Source organism: Marinomonas lutimaris (assembly GCF_019426345.1).
GTDB lineage: Bacteria > Pseudomonadota > Gammaproteobacteria > Pseudomonadales > Marinomonadaceae > Marinomonas > Marinomonas lutimaris.
Genome location: NZ_JAHLLW010000036.1, coordinates 1 through 15,067 on the forward strand (window position 1 = coordinate 1; position 15,067 = coordinate 15,067).

Annotated in this window: 16 protein-coding genes and 9 tRNA genes; 3 read left to right on the plus strand and 22 right to left on the minus strand. The window is 42.9% G+C overall.

The window, feature by feature from the left end:
• Positions 1 to 70: 70 nt before the first annotated feature.
• From KPL72_RS20550 to thrS, 16 genes are all read right to left on the minus strand, one after another.
• Positions 71 to 147 (minus strand) — tRNA-Asp (locus KPL72_RS20550).
• Positions 148 to 202: 55 nt separating this feature from the next.
• Positions 203 to 278 (minus strand) — tRNA-Val (locus KPL72_RS20555).
• Positions 279 to 323: 45 nt separating this feature from the next.
• Positions 324 to 399 (minus strand) — tRNA-Thr (locus KPL72_RS20560).
• 47 nt (positions 400 to 446) lie between these two features.
• Positions 447 to 522: transfer RNA gene (locus KPL72_RS20565), tRNA-Thr, on the minus strand.
• Between the two features lie 47 nt (positions 523 to 569).
• Positions 570 to 645 (minus strand) — tRNA-Thr (locus tag KPL72_RS20570).
• A 41-nt stretch (positions 646 to 686) separates the two neighbouring features.
• Positions 687 to 762, minus strand: a tRNA-Thr gene (locus tag KPL72_RS20575).
• A gap of 69 nt (positions 763 to 831) precedes the next feature.
• A tRNA-Thr gene (locus KPL72_RS20580) sits at positions 832 to 907 on the minus strand.
• A 69-nt stretch (positions 908 to 976) separates the two neighbouring features.
• Positions 977 to 1,052 (minus strand) — tRNA-Thr (locus KPL72_RS20585).
• Positions 1,053 to 1,066: 14 nt separating this feature from the next.
• A tRNA-Pro gene (locus KPL72_RS20590) sits at positions 1,067 to 1,143 on the minus strand.
• 289 nt (positions 1,144 to 1,432) lie between these two features.
• Positions 1,433 to 1,729: an integration host factor subunit alpha gene (locus KPL72_RS20595; RefSeq protein WP_012070280.1), complete on the minus strand. Its 297-nt coding sequence runs from the start codon at positions 1,727 to 1,729 to the stop codon at positions 1,433 to 1,435.
• Positions 1,730 to 1,733: 4 nt separating this feature from the next.
• Positions 1,734 to 4,118: a phenylalanine--tRNA ligase subunit beta gene (gene pheT / locus KPL72_RS20600; protein ID WP_219704293.1), complete on the minus strand. Its 2,385-nt coding sequence runs from the start codon at positions 4,116 to 4,118 to the stop codon at positions 1,734 to 1,736.
• A 22-nt stretch (positions 4,119 to 4,140) separates the two neighbouring features.
• Complete coding sequence (pheS, locus tag KPL72_RS20605) at positions 4,141 to 5,136, minus strand: phenylalanine--tRNA ligase subunit alpha (protein ID WP_212915552.1); 996 nt, start codon at positions 5,134 to 5,136, stop codon at positions 4,141 to 4,143.
• Positions 5,137 to 5,265: 129 nt separating this feature from the next.
• A complete protein-coding gene (rplT, locus tag KPL72_RS20610) occupies positions 5,266 to 5,622 on the minus strand; it encodes a 50S ribosomal protein L20 (protein ID WP_012070283.1) in 357 nt (118 codons plus the stop codon).
• 47 nt (positions 5,623 to 5,669) lie between these two features.
• A complete protein-coding gene (gene rpmI / locus KPL72_RS20615) occupies positions 5,670 to 5,864 on the minus strand; it encodes a 50S ribosomal protein L35 (protein WP_012070284.1) in 195 nt (64 codons plus the stop codon).
• A gap of 93 nt (positions 5,865 to 5,957) precedes the next feature.
• The gene (gene infC / locus KPL72_RS20620; protein WP_212915553.1) at positions 5,958 to 6,491 is read right to left on the minus strand and encodes a translation initiation factor IF-3; all 534 of its coding nucleotides are present in this window, start codon (positions 6,489 to 6,491) and stop codon (positions 5,958 to 5,960) included.
• Between the two features lie 8 nt (positions 6,492 to 6,499).
• Positions 6,500 to 8,437: a threonine--tRNA ligase gene (thrS, locus tag KPL72_RS20625; protein ID WP_212915554.1), complete on the minus strand. Its 1,938-nt coding sequence runs from the start codon at positions 8,435 to 8,437 to the stop codon at positions 6,500 to 6,502.
• A 238-nt stretch (positions 8,438 to 8,675) separates the two neighbouring features.
• Here thrS and KPL72_RS20630 point away from each other — a divergent pair, with 238 nt between their 5' ends.
• Positions 8,676 to 9,302, plus strand: a complete 627-nt coding sequence (locus KPL72_RS20630; RefSeq protein ID WP_219704294.1) for an O-methyltransferase — start codon at positions 8,676 to 8,678, stop codon at positions 9,300 to 9,302.
• Positions 9,303 to 9,396: 94 nt separating this feature from the next.
• On the plus strand, positions 9,397 to 10,098 hold the full coding sequence (locus tag KPL72_RS20635; protein WP_212915556.1) for a GIY-YIG nuclease family protein: 702 nt from the start codon (positions 9,397 to 9,399) through the stop codon (positions 10,096 to 10,098).
• 96 nt (positions 10,099 to 10,194) lie between these two features.
• Here KPL72_RS20635 and KPL72_RS20640 read toward each other — a convergent pair whose 3' ends face one another.
• The 4 genes from KPL72_RS20640 to ppiC are packed head-to-tail and all read right to left on the minus strand — an operon-like array spanning position 10,195 to position 12,977.
• Positions 10,195 to 11,541 (minus strand): class II 3-deoxy-7-phosphoheptulonate synthase, encoded by a 1,347-nt coding sequence (locus tag KPL72_RS20640; RefSeq protein WP_219704295.1) that lies wholly within the window; start codon positions 11,539 to 11,541, stop codon positions 10,195 to 10,197.
• A 43-nt stretch (positions 11,542 to 11,584) separates the two neighbouring features.
• A complete protein-coding gene (locus KPL72_RS20645) occupies positions 11,585 to 12,196 on the minus strand; it encodes a helix-turn-helix domain-containing protein (RefSeq protein WP_212915558.1) in 612 nt (203 codons plus the stop codon).
• A gap of 55 nt (positions 12,197 to 12,251) precedes the next feature.
• Positions 12,252 to 12,677, minus strand: a complete 426-nt coding sequence (locus tag KPL72_RS20650; protein WP_212915559.1) for a protein tyrosine phosphatase family protein — start codon at positions 12,675 to 12,677, stop codon at positions 12,252 to 12,254.
• A 21-nt stretch (positions 12,678 to 12,698) separates the two neighbouring features.
• Entirely contained in the window at positions 12,699 to 12,977 is a 279-nt protein-coding gene (gene ppiC, locus KPL72_RS20655) for a peptidylprolyl isomerase PpiC (RefSeq protein WP_212915560.1), read from the minus strand.
• 140 nt (positions 12,978 to 13,117) lie between these two features.
• Between ppiC and KPL72_RS20660 the strand changes: the two genes are divergently transcribed.
• Positions 13,118 to 13,915, plus strand: a complete 798-nt coding sequence (locus KPL72_RS20660) for a response regulator (RefSeq protein WP_212915561.1) — start codon at positions 13,118 to 13,120, stop codon at positions 13,913 to 13,915.
• A 111-nt stretch (positions 13,916 to 14,026) separates the two neighbouring features.
• Here the strand turns inward: KPL72_RS20660 and mutT are convergent, their stop codons facing one another.
• Together mutT and KPL72_RS20670 are read right to left on the minus strand one after the other, a co-directional pair.
• The gene (mutT, locus tag KPL72_RS20665) at positions 14,027 to 14,413 is read right to left on the minus strand and encodes an 8-oxo-dGTP diphosphatase MutT (protein ID WP_212915562.1); all 387 of its coding nucleotides are present in this window, start codon (positions 14,411 to 14,413) and stop codon (positions 14,027 to 14,029) included.
• Positions 14,413 to 15,067, minus strand: a 655-nt coding sequence (locus KPL72_RS20670) for a bifunctional ornithine acetyltransferase/N-acetylglutamate synthase (protein WP_219704296.1), incomplete at its 5' end; no start/stop codon positions are given. The genes KPL72_RS20670 and mutT, both read right to left, overlap by 1 nt.

The following is a 15,067-nucleotide window of genomic DNA, read 5'->3' on the forward strand; positions in this document are numbered from 1 at the left end:
GCCTTGTAAGGGCGACGCTCTCCCAACTGAGCTACACACCCGACTCGTAGTTTTACATCTTATCGAAAGATGGCGGAATGGACGGGACTCGAACCCGCGACCCCCTGCGTGACAGGCAGGTATTCTAACCAACTGAACTACCACTCCAACATGGTCTAGTACTTTTGCCTTTACCTAAGTAAGAAGCCCACTGCCTAGTTAGTGGTGGGTGTGGAGAGGTTCGAACTCCCGACATTCGCCTTGTAAGGGCGACGCTCTCCCAACTGAGCTACACACCCAATCATTGTTTAGCGTTTCTATCCCAACTTACTTTATTAAGTAGGTGGTGCCGCCACCAAGAGTCGAACTCGGGACCCTCTGATTACAAGTCCGATGCTCTACCAACTGAGCTATAGCGGCTTAACGCTCAATCAAATTTTTCAATTCACTCACATATCGCAAGTAAATGGTGCCGCCACCAAGAGTCGAACTCGGGCCCCTCTGATTACAAGTCAGATGCTCTACCAACTGAGCTATAGCGGCTTAACGCTAAATCAAATTTTTCAATTCACTCACATATCGCAAGTAAATGGTGCCGCCACCAAGAGTCGAACTCGGGACCCTCTGATTACAAGTCAGATGCTCTACCAACTGAGCTATAGCGGCATTACATGACGCAGTTCACTTTTAAATAACTTCCTAAGAAGTGGTGCCGCCACCAAGAGTCGAACTCGGGACCCTCTGATTACAAGTCAGATGCTCTACCAACTGAGCTATAGCGGCTTTAATAAAAGCAAAAACATTTTTTATTTCTAATCTTTATTCCTAACGAAAGAAAATTTGACCAAATTATGGTGCCGCCACCAAGAGTCGAACTCGGGACCCTCTGATTACAAGTCAGATGCTCTACCAACTGAGCTATAGCGGCTTTAATAAAAGCAAAATCTTTTTTTATTTCTAATCTTTATTCCTAAAGAAAGAAAATTTGACCAAATTATGGTGCCGCCACCAAGAGTCGAACTCGGGACCCTCTGATTACAAGTCAGATGCTCTACCAACTGAGCTATAGCGGCATTTCTCAAATTTTTGGTCGGGACGGCAGGATTTGAACCTGCGACCACTAGCACCCCATGCTAGTGCGCTACCAGGCTGCGCTACGCCCCGAAACCAACAGCTAAAGAGTTAAACTCTGTCCCTGTCAGCGGGTGCGTATATTACTATAACGAATTGAAAAGGGAAGACTTTTATAAACTTTTTTTCAATTTAATCATGACGCTAGATTTTTAGGAGTTCATCGCTTAAACATTGATCTAGATATGATTCTACTTTCCATATTAGCCCTATATAGTAAAGAGACACACCTTAAGGCTAAACACTAGATAAATAAGCACACAGAACAGTCGGATACAAAAAAGCCATCCAAGCGGATGGCTTTTTTTAGAAACATACAAAGCTACTCTTGCATATAGTCTTCTACTTTTGACTTAAGCTTCTGCCCAGGTCGAAAAGTAACAACTGTACGCGCGGTAATTGGGATTTCTTCTCCCGTCTTAGGATTTCGACCAGGGCGCTGACTCTTTTCACGCACTTCAAAATTACCAAAGCCCGACAACTTAACTTGCTGTCTTTCTATTAGTGAACTTCGCACCACGTCAAAAAAACCTTCTACAAGATCTTTGGCGTCTTTTTTACTTAGACCAATTGAATCCACTAAATTTTCAGCAAGGTCCGCTTTTGTCAACGATCCCATAAATCTACCCCCTTACAACGGCTCCCAACTGCTCAGACAAGGCTGCAACAGTTTGTTCAACTGAGTTGTTCACTTCTTCATCACTAAGAGTGTGTGAAGGATGCTGCCACGTCAAGCCCAAAGCGACACTTTTTTTCGTCTCATCAATACCTTGGCCCTGATAAACATCAAAAACCAACACACTTTTAAGCGCATCGCCAGCCGTTGCTGAAATCACCTTCTCCAACTCACTCACAGGCACAGAACGGTCAACCAGCAACGCCAGGTCACGACGAACCTCAGGGAAACGAGAAACAGCCCTATACTCTGGCAAAGTTGCATTTAATACCGCGTTTAGAGCAATATCAAATACATAGATAGACTGATTCGCACCCAATGCCTTAGACAATTGTGGATGCAACTCTCCCATCAAACCTACAAACTGACCGCCTAAAAAGATATCAGCGGAACGGCCTGGATGTAAAAATTCACAACTAGAACGTTCGTAAGTTGGCTTACCACCGTCATTTAAAGCAAACAAGGCTTCCACGTGCGCCTTCAGATCGTAGAAATCAACCTTCTCACTGCCGTGATACCAAGCTTCAGCATGACGAGTACCCGCAATTAAGCCGGCCACTTGCTGCTGCTGATCCAAATCAGCCAAAGCCTCAACAGAACCAATAAAACGACGACCCGTTTCAAACAAACGAACACGTGACTGCTGACGATTCTGATTGTAAAGATACGCTTTAACCAATCCCGGCACCAAACTTGGACGCATCACACCCATGTCTGCTGAAATAGGATTCGCCAATGGCACAGGCTCGATGTTAGGTAGAAATTGCTTGCTCAACACAGGATCAATAAAGCTATAAGTAACCGCTTCCTGATAACCTTGCGACACCAAAATTGAACGCAGCACTTGAATCTGAGCTTTTGTTTCGGATAATGGCGTGAAATTCACCGCAGCCTGAGGCATAGAAGACGGAAGATTGTCGTAACCGTAGATACGAGCAACCTCTTCGATCAAATCAGCTTCTATGGCGATATCAAAGCGATGAGATGGTGCTTTTGTCGTCCAAGCTTCCTCAGTGACTTCAACCATCTCCAAACCGAGACGAGTCAAAATATCTGTCACAAGATCTTTGTCGATAGACATTGCTAAATACTGATCAAGCTTTTTACGACGCAGGGTTACTAATGCCGCTTCAGGCAAAGAAGCCTCATTAACAGCATGCGTAATTGGACCAACTTGACCGCCAGCTATTTCTACAACTAGCGCAGTAGCTCGTTCAATTGCTCGCTCTTGCAGAGTTGCATCTACGCCACGCTCAAATCGATGAGAGGAATCTGTATGCAAACCATAAGAACGCGCTTTACCAGCCAAAGACAATGGCGCAAAGAAAGCACTCTCTAAAAAGATATCTTTCGTCTCTTCGTTAACCCCAGACCCTTCGCCACCCATAATGCCAGCAATAGCTAGTGGTGATTTTTCATCAGCGATAACCAAAGTATCATCACGAAGTGTCACTTCCTGACCATCAAGCAAGACGATTTTTTCATCTTTTTTGGCCATTCGCACAACAATCGAACCTGACAAATTTGCCAAGTCAAAGGCATGCATCGGCTGACCCAACTCAAGCATCACATAATTAGTGATATCTACAATTGGATCAATTGAGCGAATACCACTGCGACGGAGCTTCTCAACCATCCATAAAGGAGTCTGAGCTTTAACATCAACACCACGCACAACACGCCCCAAATAACGAGGACAAGCATCTGCCGCATCTACTCGCACTGGGAAAGCATCATCAATAGCAATGTCGGCCGGAGTGACGCTAACCGGTGTCACATCAGCTTTATTTAAAACACCCACTTCGCGAGCCAAACCAGCAACACTTAGACAGTCACTGCGATTAGGCGTCAGATCAACATCAATTATCTGATCATCAAGACCTAAAAAAGCACGGAAGTCTTCGCCCGCTTTAGCAACGGCAGGCAACTCCATAATACCATCATGATCATCACTCAACCCCAATTCAGAGGCAGAGCACAGCATACCAAAAGACTCTACTTGACGAAGTTTGGCTTTTTTAATTTTAAAATCGGCACCTAACACTGCGCCAATTTTAGCAAAAGGAATTTTGATGCCTGGACGCGCATTTGGCGCACCACAAACCACCTGAAAAACATCTACGCCATCAGACACCTGACATACTTGCAATTTATCAGCGTTTGGATGAGGCTCTGCATCAACAATTTCACCCACTACTACGCCTGAAAACTCAGAGGCAACAGGCAAAACTTCATCCACTTCAAGGCCAGCTAATGTTATCTGAGCAACCAAATCATCGCTACTGATGTCTGGATTGACCCACTCTCTTAGCCAATTCTCACTAATTTTCATAAAAACATCCTAGGTCGACTGGTTACTTGAACTGTTTAAGGAAGCGCAAATCGTTCTCGAAGAACATACGAAGGTCGTCTACTTTATAGCGCAACATAGCAAAACGCTCTACACCCATACCAAAAGCAAAACCAGTATATTTTTCAGAATCAATTCCTGACATTTCAAGCACTTTCGGGTGAACCATGCCACAACCCAACACTTCCAACCAAGACTCTTCACCCTTGCTATTAGTGCGCATAATGTCCACTTCTATAGAAGGTTCAGTAAATGGGAAATAGCTAGGACGGAAGCGCACTTTTAAATCATCCTCAAAGAAGACGTTTAAAAACTGCTGCAAAATACCCTTCAGATCAGCAAAAGAAATATTTTCGTCAATTAACAAACCTTCAACCTGATGAAACATAGGAGTATGAGTTTGATCAGAGTCACAACGATAAACACGACCAGGGCAAATAATTCGAATTGGCGGCTGAGTCGTTTCCATTGTGCGCACTTGAACAGGAGATGTATGCGTTCTTAGCACGGTTGACGGATTAAAGTAGAAGGTATCTTGCATAGCTCGCGCTGGATGATGCGCAGGAATGTTTAGAGCTTCAAAGTTGTGATAATCATCTTCAATTTCTGGCCCCGAAGCCACATCGAAGCCAATACCACGGAAAAAGGTTTCAATACGCTCCATAGTACGAGTCACAGGATGCAGACCACCCACCTCTTGACCTTTACCAGATAGAGAAATATCAATTGTTTCAGTTGCCAATTTGGCTTCTAACGCTGCGTTAACAAGCGACGATTTACGTTCAGTAATTTTTTCTTGAACTTGATCTTTTGCCTCATTAACCAATTGACCAAATTTTGGCCTATCCTCTGCAGAAACATTACCAAGCTGTTTCAACAAAGCAGTCAGAGCGCCCTTCTTACCCAAATAATGCACACGTACATCATCCAATGCGGACTCACTCTCAGACGCAGCTACTGCGCTTAGCGCATCAGCAAGAATCTGCTTTAGGTTCTCCATTTACACACTCCAAAAAATAAAATAGGGGAAGAACCATTGGCTCTTCCCCTATCAAAGACTGCATTGAGTGATTCTTTCTATTAAGATGAAATCCTTCAAGATCGAATCACCCTAAGGCTACGTCAGAAATTAAGCCAAGCTTACTTTCGCTTTTTCAACGATAGCAGCAAAAACTTCTTTCTCGTACACAGCTAGGTCAGCCAAAACCTTACGGTCAATTTCAATTGCAGCTTGTTTCAAGCCAGCAATGAAACGGCTGTAAGATAGACCATTGATACGTGCAGCAGCGTTAATACGAGCAATCCACAATGCGCGGAATTGACGCTTACGCTGACGACGGTCACGGTACTGATACTGACCAGCTTTGATAACAGCTTGTTTTGCTACACGAAATACACGGCTACGTGCACCGTAGTAACCTTTAGCTTGCTTTAAAATCTTCTTGTGACGGCGACGAGCCTGAACACCACGTTTTACGCGAGGCATAATATAAACCTTATACTAATAAATTAATGAACTAAAAAAATCTAGACTTAGATGTATGGCAACATGCGTACAATTAACGCTTTGTCGCTTTGCGCAATCTGGTTCATAGAACGAAGATGACGCTTACGCTTAGTCGATTTCTTAGTCAAAATATGACTAGTATGAGACTGCTTATGCTTAAAACCATTCGCGGTACGTTTGAAGCGCTTAGCTGCGCCACTGTGTGACTTAATTTTGGACATGATAAAACCACTCTCGCATTCGTTAATGTTAGTGTAATTTCTTAATAAATCAGTCCTTAAGAGCCGAAGCCCTTAAAGCTAAATTATTTAAAATTACTTCTTCTTTTTGGGGCCTAGCACCATCGTCAATTGACGACCTTCCATTTTCGCGGCTTGCTCTACTACACCATAATCCTCTAAGTCTACTGCGACTCGATTCATAAGCTGCATGCCAAGCTCCTGATGGGCCATTTCACGACCGCGGTATCGTAGTGATACTTTAGCCTTATCCCCGCCTTCAAGGAAACGTATCAGGTTGCGGAGTTTTACCTGATAATCCCCTTCCTCCGTCCCTGGACGGAATTTCATTTCTTTCACTTGGATCTGCTTCGCATTTTTCTTTTGAGCAGCTTTCGCTTTCTTCGCTTCGAAAATATGCTTACCGTAGTCCATGATTTTGCAAACAATCGGATCTGAATCAGCAATTTGCACTAGATCTAAAGTAGCTTCTTGAGCTGCTTTTAGTGCCTCTTCTAAAGAGACAACGCCAACTTGTTCACCATCAGCAGCGATTAAACGTACTTCAGTTGCTCGAATGTTCTCGTTGATTTGAGGACGCTGCTTACCAGCTGCACGCCCACGATTCATATTACCTTTTATAGTACTATCTCCACTTCTTGTTTACGGCTACGGCGAGCAATTTCTTGTTGAAGCAAACCTTCAAAATCGGAAATACTCATCACTCCAAGGTCTTCGCCAGTACGAGTACGAACGGCAACTTGTTGCTGTTCTACTTCTTTATCACCGACGACGATCATGTACGGCACTCTTTGAAGAGTATGCTCGCGGATTTTAAACCCGATCTTCTCGTTTCTCAAGTCAAGTTTTGCTCTAAAGCCATTTGAATTCAATCTTTTTTCCAAATCAGAACAATAGTCTGCTTGGCGATCAGTAATGTTCATGATAACAACTTGTTCAGGTGCAAGCCAGACCGGAAAGGCACCTTCTGTATCTTCGATCAAAATACCAATGAAACGCTCAAGTGATCCAACAATCGCACGATGCAACATAACTGGTGTTTGACGAGAGCCATCTTCCGATACATATTGCGCTCCCAAGCGAGTTGGCATTGAGAAATCAACCTGAATTGTACCACATTGCCACACTCGACCAATGGCATCTTTCAGTGAAAACTCAATCTTAGGACCATAAAACGCCCCTTCCCCCGGTAACTCCTCCCAATCTAGTCCTGCGGAATCTAAAGCTTCAGACAATGCTTTCTCAGCCTTATCCCAAACATCATCAGAACCAACTCGCTGCTCAGGACGAGTAGACAAGCGATACACAATATTATCAAAGCCAAAATCAGCATAAACCTCATGCAACAAATCGATAAACTCAGATACTTCTTGCTGAATTTGCCCTTCCGTTACAAAGATATGCCCATCATCTTGAACAAAGTTACGTACGCGCATAATACCATGCAATGCGCCTGATGGCTCATTACGGTGACACGATCCAAACTCAGCCATACGGAACGGCAGATCTCGGTAACTTTTAAGACCTTGATTGTACACTTGTATGTGGCAAGGACAGTTCATCGGCTTAACAGCGTAATCACGGTTTTCAGAATGCGTAGTGAACATATTCTCATGATACTTACCCCAATGCCCTGATTTCTCCCAAAGCACACGATCAACGATCTGAGGTGTTTTTACTTCTTGATAATTATTATCAAGCTGCTTCTGACGCATATACTGCTCAACAACTTGATATAAGCGCCACCCTTTAGGATGCCAGAACACCATACCAGGCGCTTCTTCTTGAAGGTGGAAAAGGTCTAGCTTTTTACCCAACTTACGATGGTCACGCTTTTCCGCCTCTTCAATACGCGTTAAATAGCCTTTTAATTCTTTTTTGTCATTCCAAGCCGTACCATAAATACGCTGCAACATTTCGTTATTTGAATCACCGCGCCAGTAAGCTCCAGCCAACTTCATCAATTTGAAATGACGCAATACTCGAGTATTCGGCACATGAGGGCCACGACACATATCCATGTATTCTTCGTGATAATACAAACCGACTTCTTTTGTCGATTCATCCATATCATCAATCAAAGCAACCTTATAAGTCTCTCCACGATCAACAAATTGCTGACGAGCATCGGCTATCGGCGTCATTTTCTTAACAACATCGTAATCCGTCTTAACCAATTCAGCGATGCGTTTTTCAATGGCTGCTAAATCATCTGGTGTAAAAGGACGTTCGTAAGCGATATCGTAATAGAAACCTTCATCAATCACAGGACCGATTGCCATTTCTGCTGTCGGATACAACTGCTTAACAGCATGACCAACAAGGTGCGCAAACGAGTGACGAATGATTTCCACACCTTCAGGGTCTTTCCCTGTAATAATGCTTAACTTAGCGTCGTCAGAAATAAGTTCGCACGCATCAACTAGCTGACCATCTATGCGACCCGCAACTGTGGCCTTAGCCAAACCAGGACCAATATCCTCGGCGACTTGCATAACAGTTACTGGAGTTGAAAAAGAACGTTGGCTGCCATCAGGCAAAGTAATTATAGGCATTTTATTCCCCTATCGGAGTCAGTGGTGCTCCATACCAAAGAGCACATGTAAATTTCAGCGCATAAACTATCATTTTTCGATTATTCATGCGAATCTAATTTAAATAAGCCTTTTTTCTGCATGTAGCGGTCATCGACAAAAATCAAGCCCTTTTTCTCTCTTTAAGCCATAGACATTCTCCGCATGCGGAGTAAAATTAGCCTTCGTTTCACACAGACTTGATTTATCAAAAGGCACTATGGATCTCAATAATCTTGACGACTACTGCATTGAGACAACTCAATCAGAACCTGACCTATTAATTGAGCTGGTTGAAAAGACCTACTCAGATATGGGCTACCCGAATAAGTTATCAGGAAAGACCATTGGCCGCACGCTGAAACTTCTGGCAAGAATTGCACAACCAAAGCGCGCCTTAGAAATTGGCATGTTTACTGGTTATTCAGCATTGTCAATTGCAGAAGGCATGCCAGCAAATGGTGAACTTATTTGCTGTGAAACCAATCCTAGAGCGATTGAATTTGCTCAGTCTTTTTTTGATCGTAGTGAACACGGCAAGAAAATCAAAGCGATTTTTGGCCCTGCTCTCAATACGATCAATTCCCTTGAAGGGGAATTCGACTTTGTCTTTATTGATGCCGATAAACGTAACTACCTAAACTACTACGAAGCAGTACTACCGCTAGTTAGATCTGGTGGCCTTATCATTATCGATAACTCCCTATGGCAAGGAAGAGTTCTAGACCCGAAAGAAAACAGCGATATTGCTGTCAACCAAGTCAACCGCTTAATCGCGCAAGACAATCGAGTTGAAAACGTTCATCTGAACGTTCGTGACGGTCTTAATATCGTCGTAAAACACTAACCCTATTTCTTATAAACCCCATTCACCTTTGGGTCACCTTAGGTGAATGGGGTTTATGTGCTATTAAAAAGATATTACGTAAGAGGCAGCGATTTTGGTCGTTTTTAAAATCACAAATAACATCTCCGGCAAACACTACATTGGAACGTCTTTCAATAGTGGCTTTCAACGTTTCGAACAATACGTAGAAGCAACCAGCGAAGGTTTGGACTTTCCTTTATACAACGACATTAGGGAGAATGGCGTTGACGCTTTTACAGTTGAAGAACTATTTGAAACAAGCGACAAAGAAGAGCTTTATGAGTTAGAAACAGACTACATTTCTATTTATAACGGCGAAAGTTTGCGCGGCTATAAAATTGCTCAAACCGCTGAAAAAGCCACTAATCTAAACCTTGGCAAGAAAGCATTGTTTGACGCAAATGGCGTATCAACAGCAGAACAACCTAAAAAAACAAGAAAAGTAGCTGCAAAAAAGACCGTTGAACTCCCAAAAAAAACGCTTGAGCCAACGCCAACAGCAAAATCATTCTTTGGGGAGCTCATCGGCGAAGACCGAGTAAGCGCACCACTAGCTGCAGCGGCCGCAGAAAAGAAAAAAGCACCTGCTCGCACAAAGAGTAAGGCAAGCATTCAAAAGATGCTAAGCGAGGCTGAAAAGGCATCAAAAAAAGAACGTGAAGAAAAGCTAAAGTCACAACAGCAAGCCGAAGCGGAAGAAATGGCTCTCATCATGGCAAAAATTGATGTGACATCCAAATCTGCAACGTCTGCGTTCCGTCGACGCAAAAGCTAATCTCAAAAGCTAGACACAAAAAAAGCTCAGTTATTAATTTAACTGAGCTTTTTTATTATCTGAACCTTGTCCATTTAAAAGCCACAGATTAAAAAATTAAGATCTTGCTTTTTTAAGGGTTTCCGAAATCATAAACGCCAACTCCAAAGACTGATCCGCATTTAAACGTGGATCACAATGAGTATGGTATCGGTCAGCCAAGTCAGCTTCAGTCACTTCAAAAGCACCACCAACACACTCAGTCACATTTTGACCTGTCATTTCAAAGTGAACGCCACCTGCGTAACTTCCCTCAGCATTATGAACTTGGAAGAATTGCTGCACTTCTCTCAACACATCATCAACACGTCGAGTTTTGTAACCAGTAGAAGCCTTGACAGTATTACCGTGCATTGGATCACTGCTCCATACCACTTGCTTACCCTCACGCTGAATTGCTTGAATTAGTTTAGGCATGCCATCTTCTACTTTATCAGCGCCCATGCGCACAATAATATTCAAGCGCCCCGCCTCATTATTTGGGTTCAGCACATCACACAGCTTCAATAAGTCCTCAGGGTCCATTGTAGGGCCTGCTTTTACACCAATTGGGTTTTGCACACCACGTAAAAACTCTACATGAGCACCATCTAATTGACGAGTACGATCCCCAATCCACAACATGTGTGCAGAACAATCATACCATTCACCAGTCAAGCTATCCTTGCGAGTCAAAGCCTGCTCATAAGGCAACAACAATGCCTCATGAGAAGTATAAAAATCAGTCTCTTTCAATTGCGCCAAACCAGGACCAATGCCACACGCCTCCATAAACTGCAAAGCATCATCAATCTTATCTGCAACACCTTGAAAACGACTACCCGCTGGACTCGCATTCAAAAAGTCTAAATTCCATTGATGAACTTGATGCAAATCTGCAAACCCACCCTGAGCAAAAGCCCTAAGCAAATTCATTGTTGATGCACTTTGGTTGTAAACTTGCACCAAACGCTCAGGATCTGGAACCCTAGCTTGCTCAGTAAAATCGATACCATTAATAATATCACCGCGGTAGCTAGGCAGCTCAACACCACCAATCACTTCAGTGCCAGCTGATCTAGGCTTAGCAAACTGCCCAGCCATACGACCAACTTTCACCACTGGGCATTTACCGGCATAGGTAAGCACCACAGCCATCTGCAGCATAACCTTAAAGGTATCGCGAATATTATTGGCGTGGAACTCCGCAAAACTTTCAGCACAATCACCACCTTGCAACAAGAATGACTGCCTATTAGCAACTTGCGCCAAAGCCTTTTTTAGCTGGCGCGCTTCACCCGCAAAAACAAGAGGAGGCATTTTTCCTAATGTATTTTCGACTTGAGCTAAATGCTCTGCATTAGGATAAACTGGCTGCTGCAGCGCCGCCCTCTCTCTCCAACTTGTTAAGTTCCACTGTGACATAATTTTCTACAACCCTATTCTATTCATTATTTTTTTACGTAAATTAACGAGCAACAACCCAAAGTATTTCTGCATCCTTTACCGACAAGGAAACAACCGCATGCCCCATAGTGGCATCATAATACACACTATCACCTTCTTTTAATTCAATAGGCTCATAGAGCTCAGAGAAAAAATTAATTTTACCTTGCAACACCAACAAAAACTCTTCGCCATCATGACGCACCCATTCTTTAAATTCAGCAAAAGATCGAGCTCTTACCGTTGTTTTAAAGGGCACCATTTTCTTACGACTAATAGAGTAATTTAATAGCTCATGCTCATAAGTTGCTGTTGGGTGCGGCTCACCTTTTCCTTTACGAGTAATATCTCGACGACCAGCAATCGAATGCTCACTCGCCTCAACAAAAAGCTGAGGCAAATCCATTTCTAAGCCATTAATCAACTTCTGCACGATAGTAAAACTCGGCGACACCTGATCGTTTTCGATTTTTGAAAGCGTCGAACGAGCTATCCCTGTTCTTTTCCCCACCTCTTCAAGCGTCCAGCCTTTTGCTAAACGAATTTCCTTCACACGCTTACCAAGCTCAAGCGGCTCAACAAACCGATCAGGATCGGATGCCGTGGCTGTTTCTAATGACGGACGACTAACCATATTTTACCAATACCACTTTCTAAAAGAGCTTATGAAAAGAAACCTACTAACACCATCAAGTTAATAAAGGCGCCATTGCTAAAGCACAACGGGAAAGATCAAAACCCTTGCCTGATACATAAGACATTAGATCACTAGAGTCGCCACCCTTAGCATTCTGCAATAGCAACCACAACACCGAAGATCGAGTACCCGTCCGACAAAACGCAAGCGTCTTTTTTTCTTCAAACAAAGCGCTTCCCTGAAGATCAACTTGCTTTTGAGATAACTTAGACAAATCCATTGGATTACTCACATACTCCATGCCCAAAGCCTCAGCCGCAGCACGAATACTTTCCCCTGAAGGCTGATCATCAGACTCAGCCTCTGGGCGATTATTTATAATTCGTTCAAAACCCTGTTCTTTAAGCAAAACAAGATCTGCTTCAACCAATTGAGGAGCAACAAAATAAGAGACATCAAGCTGAATAACATTCCCCATAAACTTTCCCCTTAAATAAATTTAAGAACGATATAACACTTTTATAAGATGAAAACCAAACTGCGTCTTGATAGGCCCCTGAATTTTATATAAAGGACCACTAAAAACTGCCTTATCAAAAGCTGGCACCATATCCCCTTTACGAAACTCACCAAGGTCGCCCCCTTTTTTTCCCGAGGGACAAGTAGAAAACTGCTTGGCTAATTTATGAAAGTCAGCACCTTTATCCAACTTTAACTTTAGAGACTCCGCTTCAGCCTTTGTCTTAACCAAAATATGACACGCACTTGCCGTTGACATTCAAAACCCTACCAATCAAATAAACTAGATAAAACATGTTAACCTATTTAGTATAATAGAATTAACTATAAGCGATCATAAACCCTAAATTAGTCTGGCAAAAAGCAGTATTAACATAAACATATAGGCAGCTTTATAATATGAGTACTTATGCAGCAATAAGCGATCTATCCTTTCTTCTAGTAGAACCATCAGATATGCAAAGGAAAATCATCACTAAAGCACTTGAAGAAACCGGAATAAAACAAATTTCATACGCGAACAATATCCAAGAAACAATCACTTCACTACTCTCCTTCCCACCAGATCTTGTCATCTCCTCCATGTATCTCCCTGACGGCTCTGCCAATGACCTCATTGACCGAATCAGAAACAATGAAGAAACAGAAAATCAGTGTTTTATGCTAATCTCTAGCGAAAGAAACAGAGAACATCTAGAACACCTAAGACAATCCGGCGTACTTGCCATTCTACCCAAGCCATTCAATCAAAAAGATCTTACTCGCGCCATTCACGCAACCTTAGACCTTATTGTTGAAGAGGAAATTGACCTAGAATTATTCGATCCCAAAAATCTGCGCGTACTGGTTACAGATGACAGCCGCATGGCACGAAAACACGTCAGTAAAACACTAAACACAATGGGAATTGAAGACATACAATTCGCGGAAAATGGTAAAGAAGCAATCGCACTTCTTAACGAAATGGAATTTGATCTCATTGTTACCGACTACAACATGCCAGAAATGGACGGCAGAGAACTTACTGAAGCCGTTAGACTAGATCCAGCATTAGCACACATACCAATACTAATGGTAAGTTCAAACTCAGAAGACAGCCAACTATCAAATATCGCTCAAGAGGGTGTTGATGCGATATGTGGAAAACCTTTTGAACCAAGCGTGGTAAGAAAACTATTAGCAAAAATTCTAAATTAACTATCTGGTCACTGAAGCCTTTTACCAAAGCTCAACTCAAAGATTAAAAACAAAAAAAGAGCTTCAGTTGAAGCTCTTTTTTTCTAAAACCAAACACTGGAAAAATTTAAATCAAGCTGCCGCCATCAACTCAGAAACAATCTGCTGATTAGCATCAGGAAACTGATAAGTCGACAAGTTAGAAATAAGCACCCAACTCACCTCCTGACCTTCACTTCCTACTGGCTCACCATCAAAAGCTGTTACCTTATAGAAACAAAGCTCTACCTGCTTATCACCATAATCATGAGAGATCGTTTTATAGAAAGAACTTTCAGTAACAGCAATACCGCACTCCTCTTTCAACTCTCGCACCAAAGCCATCTCAGCAGATTCAGAAGGCTCACACTTGCCTCCTGGAAACTCCCACAGACCACCTTGATGCTGACTTGACTTACGAAGAGCAATGAAGACAGCACCATCACGAAGAATAATACCAACAGCAACTCTAACCAACATTAGGTACGGTACTCAGCATTGATAGTGACATACTCGTGAGAAAAGTCTGTTGTCCAAACAATATCAGACTCAGACCCCATACCCAAATCAAGCACTATATGGATTTCTTGTGGCGCCATTGCCTGCTTGCCATGCTCTTCAAGATAATCTGGAGAACGACCACCATCACGGGCAACTTCAAAGCCATTAATATGAAGCTGAACACGATCAACATCTAAACCCTCAACGCCAGCACGACCAACAACTGCCAAAATTCGCCCCCAGTTAGGATCAGAAGCGAAAAGCGCCGTTTTCACTAAAGGAGAGTGGGCGATTTCAAAAGCCACTTTGGTTGCATCAGACTCTACAGCCGCACCAACAACCTCAACAGTCACGAACTTTGTCGCACCTTCACCATCACGAACGATAGCATGCGCCAACTCTTGCATAACCTCAGTAAATGCAGCGATAAAAGCTTGTGCCAAAGGCTCATCGACAGAAGAGACTTTCGCATTTCCAGCCATGCCCGTTGCCACAGCAATGCAAGAATCGTTTGTAGATGTATCACTATCAACCGTAATGCGATTAAAGCTCTTATTCACCACATCTTTCAATATAGACTGAAGAACATCCACATCCATCGCTATATCACTGCAAATATAACCCAACATAGTC

Excerpts from the sequence above, each read along its gene's own strand:
- KPL72_RS20595 (WP_012070280.1), bottom strand. The coding sequence starts at position 1,729 with ATGGGATCGTTGACAAAAGCGGACCTTGCTGAAAATTTAGTGGATTCA.
- pheT (WP_219704293.1), bottom strand. The coding sequence starts at position 4,118 with ATGAAAATTAGTGAGAATTGGCTAAGAGAGTGGGTCAATCCAGACATC.
- pheS (WP_212915552.1), bottom strand. The coding sequence starts at position 5,136 with ATGGAGAACCTAAAGCAGATTCTTGCTGATGCGCTAAGCGCAGTAGCT.
- rplT (WP_012070283.1), bottom strand. The coding sequence starts at position 5,622 with ATGCCTCGCGTAAAACGTGGTGTTCAGGCTCGTCGCCGTCACAAGAAG.
- rpmI (WP_012070284.1), bottom strand. The coding sequence starts at position 5,864 with ATGTCCAAAATTAAGTCACACAGTGGCGCAGCTAAGCGCTTCAAACGT.
- infC (WP_212915553.1), bottom strand. The coding sequence starts at position 6,491 with ATGAATCGTGGGCGTGCAGCTGGTAAGCAGCGTCCTCAAATCAACGAG.
- thrS (WP_212915554.1), bottom strand. The coding sequence starts at position 8,437 with ATGCCTATAATTACTTTGCCTGATGGCAGCCAACGTTCTTTTTCAACT.
- KPL72_RS20630 (WP_219704294.1), top strand. The coding sequence starts at position 8,676 with ATGGATCTCAATAATCTTGACGACTACTGCATTGAGACAACTCAATCA.
- KPL72_RS20640 (WP_219704295.1), bottom strand. The coding sequence starts at position 11,541 with ATGTCACAGTGGAACTTAACAAGTTGGAGAGAGAGGGCGGCGCTGCAG.
- KPL72_RS20645 (WP_212915558.1), bottom strand. The coding sequence starts at position 12,196 with ATGGTTAGTCGTCCGTCATTAGAAACAGCCACGGCATCCGATCCTGAT.
- KPL72_RS20650 (WP_212915559.1), bottom strand. The coding sequence starts at position 12,677 with ATGGGGAATGTTATTCAGCTTGATGTCTCTTATTTTGTTGCTCCTCAA.
- ppiC (WP_212915560.1), bottom strand. The coding sequence starts at position 12,977 with ATGTCAACGGCAAGTGCGTGTCATATTTTGGTTAAGACAAAGGCTGAA.
- KPL72_RS20660 (WP_212915561.1), top strand. The coding sequence starts at position 13,118 with ATGAGTACTTATGCAGCAATAAGCGATCTATCCTTTCTTCTAGTAGAA.
- mutT (WP_212915562.1), bottom strand. The coding sequence starts at position 14,413 with ATGTTGGTTAGAGTTGCTGTTGGTATTATTCTTCGTGATGGTGCTGTC.